Origin of the sequence: Falsiroseomonas sp. E2-1-a20 (genome assembly GCF_051433195.1) — a bacterium.
GTDB lineage: Bacteria > Pseudomonadota > Alphaproteobacteria > Acetobacterales > Acetobacteraceae > Falsiroseomonas.
Window position 1 is genome coordinate 1 of sequence record NZ_JBHMFT010000090.1, and the last position, 6975, is coordinate 6975.

Genomic DNA, 6975 nt, shown 5'->3' on the forward strand with positions numbered 1-6975 from the left:
GCCGGCTCGTGCTCGATCAGGTCGAACACCGCCTCGCCGAAGGCCCGGACCAGCTTCGTGGCGTAGACGGGGCCGATGCCACGGATCATGCCGGAGCCGAGGTACTTCTCGATCCCCTCCAGGGTGGTGGGCGGGCTGGCCTTGAGGAAGGCGGCCTTGAACTGCAGGCCGTGGGTGCGGTCGTTGGTCCAGGTGCCGCTCATCTGCACCCACTCGCCGGCGGCGATGGTGGCGGCGTGGCCGACTACGGTGACGAGGTCGCGCTGCCCGCGCACCTTCACGCGGAGCACGCAGAAGCCGCTGTCGGCGTTGTGGAAGGTGACCCGCTCCACCAGCCCAGCCAGCGCCTCCGTCGAAGGCCCACAACTGGCGACCGCGGCACCGGCGGGCACCGGTAGAATCATTTCGACCTCATGTAGATTGGATTAGGCGCAGCTGTCTTCACCATGGATCCAAATTTCGACGCCGGCGACGGCGGTCGATCGACCGCCGGTGCATCGGGCTGGTACCGCACGGCGCTTACCTGGTGAACATCGCGCGTGGGCCGTATGGGACCAGGACGCGGCATGTGATGCGCTGGAGGCCAGGCGCCCTGGGCGGTATCCTAACAGAAGTCATCGTGCCGGAATCGATGCCAACAGGCCATCGCCTGTGGCGCAGGCCCGGTCTGCTACAAGTGCCGCACGTGCCACACGTCCCCTCCGACGATCCGCAACCCTACAACGACAGCGCCATCGACATCCTGTTCGTCAATCTGCGCGCGATCAGGTACAAGCCTTCCGCGCTAAACTAGGTCCATCCACTGCGGGGCTACTGATCCGGTTTAAAATGGCCAACGAGCTGGCTAACGTCCTGGGCCGGCTCTTTCAGATCGCGCTTCCGAGTTCCGACGCCGTTTGCCCGTGCTGGACACACACACACACCTCCGCATCCGAAGATCGTCTAGACTAGACTATGCTATGCTAGTCGAGCTGAGTGCGTTCTGGAGCTGTCTTATCTGTAACAAACTAAACTCGCCGACGTACAACGCCAAACTCGATGGCCCGCCGCAGACGCTCCTCCTCCTCCCTGAGGTGTTTCTCAATCGCTTCGCTGATGATGTCCTGCATTGACGCGCCAAAACCATGTTTTACGAGGTTCACAAGCCGCGCATGTGTTTCGTCGGGCACCTTCAGCGCGATCCCCTTCCGCATTGCCGGGCGCGCAGCGAGGGTCAGCGCCGCTGGCTGCATTGGGACCATTTGGCTCTCTGCTGACAGCAGTGGGCGGTCTTGATCACCAACGGCGCCGGCGACGATCGCGTGAGCCTCTGGTCTGTCGATATAGCTTAGGTCGCGCTTTGGCTTAGGCGGCCGTGTTGACTTGGGCGGCGTTGTCATCGCCGAAAATCTCCCTGAAAAAGGCTTTCATTTCAGCTTGGGCCTTCTCGTCGATCTTGCCGTCCTTCAACCGCGGCTCGAAGACGGTTCGGCCAACCTCCTCATTCATCCCATAAACGCTCCGGTTGATGAGGAAGGCCTGCAGGCGGCCGAGGTGCTTGAACCCACTCGCCTCGATTTTTTCGGCGGCCGTTGAGACGACCTGTTGGGTTAGCGTCCAGTTGCTGGGCACGTTGTTGAGTAAGACAAAAGCCCGAAGGGCTTCGTTCTGCAGGGTGATCTCCCCGACCAGGTCATCCATCCGCTCCAGGGTCCACCAGTTAAATGCAGTCGGGTTGATGGGCAGCACGACCTGATCCGCCACCAGCATGGCTTGGCGCAGCTCTGCCGTGTCCCTGCCACCAGTATCAATCACGATGTGCTCGAACTTGGCCGCTAGGTCACGGACGGATCGTGCCACGCCAGCACCCGTTTTCATGACAGTCTGAATCCGCGGCTGCCCCCCATCCTGATCTCGGGCCGCACAGAAGGTACTGGCGGTCCCTTGAGGATCAGCATCCACCAGCAACGTGTCTTGGCCGCTTCTGGTCAGCAGATAGGCGAGATGTAAAGCCAGCGTGGTCTTCCCTACGCCGCCCTTCTCGCCGCCGACGGCGATAATCATGTCTAGCTCCCTCTGGTCCAGACAGGCAGAGCCTACGCGAGTGGAGGCAGGACTGCAACAGTCCAGTCCAGTCTAGATACTCACTTTCTCAACTAGACGGATCTAGATTGATAAGAGGTTGTTGTAGGGCGGTGAGCGAGGCTCCGGGGTGCTGGTAAAGTCCCCAGTTAGCCGAGCTCAGGCTGCGGCTTAAAAAAAGATTTTGCGGTTAATGGTAGCGCTTAGGCGCCGTCCCTGCACCAGCCTAGGCGCGACCGGAGGTAGGGATGGGTGGAGGACAAGTCCGCGGTCCTCCACTTCTATTTTCGCCCGGCGATAAACCGCGAGAACCAGCCGTAGGCTTTCCAGGAAGCCGGCCCTGAAGTTGTTCATGCGGGAGACACCTGGCCCGAATTGGGCCTTCAGTGCTGGCCAACTGACCGAGGTGGGCTTCTCCAACGCATGGAGGCGGTAGGCGAGCCAAGCATAGACATCAAGCGCTGCGCTATTGTTGCTGATGGCCCGCACTGCCGCCTCTTCTACCGGCACGGGATGCCGGCACAGCGCCTCGACGAAGCCTTCGCTGAGCTTGCAGGTTTCAGTGAAAAGTGTGCCGCCCTCAAGATCGGCGTGCGGCTCGAACATGGCCCTGTCCACAATGTTCTGGTTTACCAGCCCGATGCGGCCGCCTGGGGCCTGAATGTGGAAGGTGAAGCGGCAGCGTGCGATACGATCCGCTTGCTCGCGGACCTCACGCTGTGATTTGCCCCCCTGGGGTATGCCCATTCGGCCAAGCCAATCGCGGAGACTGCGCCCTAGCTCGACTTCACGAGAGCCAGTCCGGAGCGCCTCCGACTGTAGGTAGAGCATGATTAGACGAGCCCGGCTGCCATAGGGTACGCCTCCTGCCACCAGATCTCCCGAGGGGCCTGGTTGAAGGCCAGGCTCGACAGCTAATCGCACCCTTTCACTAGCAATTTGCCAGACCTGACCGTCGGGCAAGCGACGATGCGGCAGGGCGGCTTGGCACCAGCCGGAGTAGAGGAAGCCGATCCCGCCATCTTCATCGGCAAGGTAGGACGATGCTGCCTCGACGACGCTACGGGAATAGTCGCCGGCGAGAGCCGCAGCCTTCCCCTGCGTCTCGATGAGGTCGTGCAAGTTGCTCATGGTCTGCAGTTTTGCCCATGCGGCCCCTGCCTGTCGCTGGGGACTTTTCCAGCAGCGCGGTACTAGTGAATCTATTAGCTTAGTAGTGTGCTGGCAGAGTCCCCGGGATAACCTTGCAACCCTCTGATTCTGCAAACCGGCACTCGCAAGCCGCCTGCTGGTATAGTCCCCGCTTTCCGCTGGAAGAGTCCCCGCCACAGCGCTGGTATAGTCCCCGCTGCGTGCTGCAAGAGTCCCCGATGGAGTCCCGAATCGAGGTGCGTGGGCACAGGCCGGCATGCGAAGCTTGTTGGCAGGGTAGGGACCTTAAACCAGTACTCCTCGGCTGCTCGCCGCTAGGGCGGGGACTTTACCAGCAAGTAGTCCAACCCTGCTTCAGCCGGAGCCTCCGGCGTAGAGGGGCGGCGCGGTTCTAACGGCGGTGTCAAACTAGCGGGCGATAGCGGCAGGCGCCGCCGCCGCCGTCCGTCCGCCTTATAGCCCAACCTTTGGTTGCGGCGTTGTTGCGGAAGAGTCCGCCGCGGCGGACATAGCCGCGCAGCACGGCGGCGGAGCGGTGGCGGGTTTGCTGCATGATGGCGTGTTCGGGCACGCCGGCGCAGGCGGCCGAGGTGGCGAAGCCGGCGGCGACGGCGGCCTTCACCGCCCGCGCCACGTCGCGGTCGGACAGGCGGCTGGCGGTGGCGCGGCCGCCCTTGGTGACGGGGAGGAACACCGCGCCGTCTACGATCCCGGCGGCCGCCAGCCAGCTCTGCACGGCCCGCACCGGGCAGGTGAGTTCGTGCTGGCCGTGCGGCAGCGCCACCTCGGTGACGGCGCCGTCGGGGTCGGTCTTCGCGCGGCGCGGCACAGCGCCAGCACCACGCCTTCGGGCACCGGGCGCAGGTCGGCGCGGCCGAGCGCCACCAGCTCCGACCGCCGCAGCGCTGCGGCGAAGCCGATCAGCAGCAGGCGCGGTCGCGCAGCGGCCGCCGGGTGGCGCGGGTCGAGGCTGTGGCCCCGCAGGCGGTGCGCCTGGCCGATCGCCACCAGGCGCAGCTTGGAGCGCCCCCCATTTTGACCGGGCACCCGGCGTAGCCCGAAGGGCCTGGGCGCACGCCTATGTCGAAGCCCATCAAACGCGTCGAAATCATTAGCGGCCGCGAGCGCCGCCGGCAGTGGCGCGAGGCCATAGCCGGCGAGGTCAGGATCGGCGTCACCTGCTTCCACGCAATCGGCTGGAGACCCTGCAGTCAGGTCGGGTCCGGAAGCCCGAGCCGGCTCGCCACCGCTTCCAACGGGGCCAGATCGCCATCGCGCCGCTGCTTCCGGCTCAGCAGCGCAACGGCCTCGCCAGCCGGCATCTCAAGTGCGGCGCCGATCGCGGCGGGTGTGGTCAGATCTTGGTCGCTCAGCGCCCGGCCAATCAGCATGCGGAGGCGGATGATCTTCAGCCGCTCGTCGGCGTGGGCACGGCGCGCCTCGGCTGTCAGCCTGGGCTTGGCAGGCGAAGGCTGGTCGGCGGGCAGGGTCATGTCGGTGCATATAGGGCGCGCCGCAGTGGCCGTCCTCACATCACTCCCGACGAATGCGGGACTGGTTCCGATGCGCGGGGCGGGGAGGGGAGCGCGGAGGTTTACGGTTGTCGTGTGCGGGGTCACCAGTGCGGCCTCCTCTGGCATGGTTGGCGCACCGATGCGGCCGGAGCTTAACGGGCCGAACCACAAGATTTGCGCGGCGAGGCTTCGGATCCAGCAGCGCCCATCAGCTTCATCACGGCGGCGGTCAGCCGGGCCGGCTCAAAGGGCTTGATGAAGCAGGAAGAACGCTGACCATCGCTCATCCCGGCGAGGTTTGCCGCCTCGCCGGTCATCACCAGGATGTTCGCTTCTGGCCACCGGCGGCGCAGCTCCGCCGCGAGCATGAGACCGTTCATGCCAGGACCCAGCTGCACATCCGTCACGATCACCGCGGGAGGGGCAGTGTTGTCATTGACGGCGGAGAGCGCCGCCTCGGCACAGGCCAGGCCGAGGACCTTCAATCCGGCCTCACCCAGTTCTTCCTCAAGCGTTTCGCGAAGCAGTTCGTTGTCCTCGACCAACAGGACGTCCATGGCCATGACCTCTCTTCCAGCCCTCCTCCGCTCATGGGTTGAAAGCCAACTGTCATCAAGCGGTTTATGTGCAAGTTCGTTTGGACGCCGGCACATGCCCGCGCTTGTCACTGATGTTCTGACGCAAGGGTGAAGCAGTAGATGAGCGGAAGCGGCAAGAACTCGAGACAAGGAACCGCCAAGACCGGCCAAATATACTATGTGATTCAGCGTCTTCAGAGGGTGCGCGGGGGAGGGCCTCAACCTGAACATGCCCATAGGCGATGGCCAGTGTGATCCAGACGCTTTAGGTTAGATGTCGGTGCCGGTGATTGTCAGCACCGGATGCCGAGACCTGTCGAGCGATGAGCGGGCGCCGCCGTCGCCCTTGGCGGCGCCGGTCGAGGTGATCTCGAGCCTTGAAGCGAAGCTTGTTTCCTCGATCTGGTGCGGCGGTTCCTGCCGCAGGCACGGAAGTTGGCGGAACCTCCCGCAGCATAAGCGTGCGGCGCCGCCATAGGCCGCTGCAGGGGCGTGCGGTGATGGCCAGGATGCCTGTGTCGGCAGGCGAACCCGGACTGGCTACGGGCTGTCGGCTCTACGTGATCGCGATCAGGGTCGCGCGTTGCCGAGGTGCCTGCCGGCGGCGGGAAGGGCAGCGGCCGCACCGTCGAACACCGGCAACTGGGACCGCAGACGCACCAGCAGGGCGGCGATACCGACCGGCTTGATGAGGTGGCCGCTCGCGCCGCAATCCAGGGCGTCGAGCCGGTCCTGCTCCCCGGCCGAGCCGGTCAGCAGGAGGATCGGGATCCGCAGGCCGCGCTGGCGCAGCTGCCGGCAAAGGTCGCGGCCGTCACCGTCGGGCAGGCCCAGGTCGAGCAGGATGGCGTCATAGGCGGCGTCGGAAGTCCAGCCTGGGCGCCGGCTAGGTAGGTGCCGGCTGGACGACGAGATCCAACACCTTGGCCTGCATCGAAGCGCAGAGTGCCCTGGCCTTGTCGTAGGTGGCGCCGGGCCGCAGTTCCAAGGTGATCATCATGCCGCGAAGCTGCGGGATGTCGGCCCCCTTCGGCTCGAACAGGATGAAGGGCCGGTCGGGCTGGCCGTCGCCGGCTTCCTTGACGGTGAAGGTGGAGCTCGCGCGGTTGATCATGGACGCCTCCCAGAATGTTCTTATTATGCAATATGAACGGCGGCCCCACCAGGATCGAACCCTGTCTCCCCACACACTTGTCCGTGGCCCTTGAGAGCACCGCGCGAAGATCCAAGACTCGAGTCTCGCGCTATCGGTCATGGAGGTCAGCATGTCGGATGCGGTGAACAGTGCCCGGCCGGACCCTGAAGCGGAGCAGGATCTTGAGCAGGCCATTCGCGAGCGGGCCTTCCTGCTTTGGGAGTTGGAGGGCCGGCCGGAGGGCAGGGAGGAAGAATACTGGCATCGAGCCCGCGAGCGGATAGAAGCCGAAACGCACGCCGCATATCCCCCGGCGCAGGCCGGCCACCACCGGACCTAGTCGCGCCGTCCCACCATCCTGGTGCCAGGGGCAACGGCGTCGGGCGGCTATTTGGTGTTGCTTCAATCGTGCCTGGAAATCACGAAGAAAATCCGTTGGCGATTTACGGCCTGTGATGCGTTGTCTCCTGTGTCCTCGCGCAAGCTCGCGCCGATAGCAGGGTCGAACGTCATGCCGGTCCTCAATCGCATCTCG

General features: G+C 64.5%; 11 protein-coding genes. 2 read left to right on the top strand and 9 right to left on the bottom strand.

Annotation, left to right across the window (positions count from 1 at the left end; genetic code table 11):
- Positions 1-404, bottom strand: a 404-nt coding sequence (locus tag ACFHPP_RS29935; protein ID WP_437166886.1) for a YrrC family ATP-dependent DNA helicase, incomplete at its 3' end; no start/stop codon positions are given.
- A gap of 77 nt (positions 405-481) precedes the next feature.
- Here ACFHPP_RS29935 and ACFHPP_RS29940 point away from each other — a divergent pair.
- Entirely contained in the window at positions 482-793 is a 312-nt protein-coding gene (locus ACFHPP_RS29940; protein WP_437166895.1) for an NAD(P)-dependent oxidoreductase, read from the top strand.
- A gap of 214 nt (positions 794-1007) precedes the next feature.
- On the opposite strand, the gene ACFHPP_RS29945 is transcribed toward ACFHPP_RS29940, so the two are convergent.
- The 8 genes from ACFHPP_RS29945 to ACFHPP_RS29980 all read right to left on the bottom strand — a co-directional run bounded on the left by ACFHPP_RS29945 (position 1008) and on the right by ACFHPP_RS29980 (position 6419).
- Complete coding sequence (locus ACFHPP_RS29945) at positions 1008-1379, bottom strand: hypothetical protein (RefSeq protein ID WP_437166887.1); 372 nt, start codon at positions 1377-1379, stop codon at positions 1008-1010.
- A complete protein-coding gene (locus ACFHPP_RS29950; RefSeq protein ID WP_437166888.1) occupies positions 1345-2043 on the bottom strand; it encodes an AAA family ATPase in 699 nt (232 codons plus the stop codon). Before ACFHPP_RS29950 ends, ACFHPP_RS29945 begins: the two co-directional genes overlap by 35 nt.
- 189 nt (positions 2044-2232) lie before the next feature.
- Entirely contained in the window at positions 2233-3192 is a 960-nt protein-coding gene (locus ACFHPP_RS29955; RefSeq protein WP_437166889.1) for a replication protein RepA, read from the bottom strand.
- A 424-nt stretch (positions 3193-3616) separates the two neighbouring features.
- Positions 3617-4042, bottom strand: a complete 426-nt coding sequence (locus ACFHPP_RS29960) for a hypothetical protein (protein WP_437166890.1) — start codon at positions 4040-4042, stop codon at positions 3617-3619.
- Positions 4043-4424: 382 nt separating this feature from the next.
- A complete protein-coding gene (locus ACFHPP_RS29965) occupies positions 4425-4706 on the bottom strand; it encodes a hypothetical protein (RefSeq protein WP_437166891.1) in 282 nt (93 codons plus the stop codon).
- 173 nt (positions 4707-4879) lie between these two features.
- The gene (locus ACFHPP_RS29970; protein WP_437166892.1) at positions 4880-5290 is read right to left on the bottom strand and encodes a response regulator; all 411 of its coding nucleotides are present in this window, start codon (positions 5288-5290) and stop codon (positions 4880-4882) included.
- 585 nt (positions 5291-5875) lie between these two features.
- Positions 5876-6220, bottom strand: a complete 345-nt coding sequence (locus tag ACFHPP_RS29975) for a response regulator transcription factor (RefSeq protein WP_437166896.1) — start codon at positions 6218-6220, stop codon at positions 5876-5878.
- On the bottom strand, positions 6192-6419 hold the full coding sequence (locus ACFHPP_RS29980; RefSeq protein ID WP_437166893.1) for a hypothetical protein: 228 nt from the start codon (positions 6417-6419) through the stop codon (positions 6192-6194). Before ACFHPP_RS29980 ends, ACFHPP_RS29975 begins: the two co-directional genes overlap by 29 nt.
- 151 nt (positions 6420-6570) lie before the next feature.
- Between ACFHPP_RS29980 and ACFHPP_RS29985 the strand changes: the two genes are divergently transcribed.
- Entirely contained in the window at positions 6571-6780 is a 210-nt protein-coding gene (locus ACFHPP_RS29985; RefSeq protein ID WP_437166894.1) for a DUF2934 domain-containing protein, read from the top strand.
- The last annotated feature ends 195 nt before the right edge of the window (positions 6781-6975 follow it).

What these genes read in the sequence shown, in the direction of transcription:
- ACFHPP_RS29965 (WP_437166891.1), bottom strand. Translation starts at nt 4,706, where the DNA reads ATGACCCTGCCCGCCGACCAGCCTTCGCCTGCCAAGCCCAGGCTGACA.
- ACFHPP_RS29970 (WP_437166892.1), bottom strand. Translation starts at nt 5,290, where the DNA reads ATGGCCATGGACGTCCTGTTGGTCGAGGACAACGAACTGCTTCGCGAA.
- ACFHPP_RS29980 (WP_437166893.1), bottom strand. Translation starts at nt 6,419, where the DNA reads ATGATCAACCGCGCGAGCTCCACCTTCACCGTCAAGGAAGCCGGCGAC.
- ACFHPP_RS29955 (WP_437166889.1), bottom strand. Translation starts at nt 3,192, where the DNA reads ATGAGCAACTTGCACGACCTCATCGAGACGCAGGGGAAGGCTGCGGCT.
- ACFHPP_RS29945 (WP_437166887.1), bottom strand. Translation starts at nt 1,379, where the DNA reads ATGACAACGCCGCCCAAGTCAACACGGCCGCCTAAGCCAAAGCGCGAC.
- ACFHPP_RS29950 (WP_437166888.1), bottom strand. Translation starts at nt 2,043, where the DNA reads ATGATTATCGCCGTCGGCGGCGAGAAGGGCGGCGTAGGGAAGACCACG.
- ACFHPP_RS29985 (WP_437166894.1), top strand. Translation starts at nt 6,571, where the DNA reads ATGTCGGATGCGGTGAACAGTGCCCGGCCGGACCCTGAAGCGGAGCAG.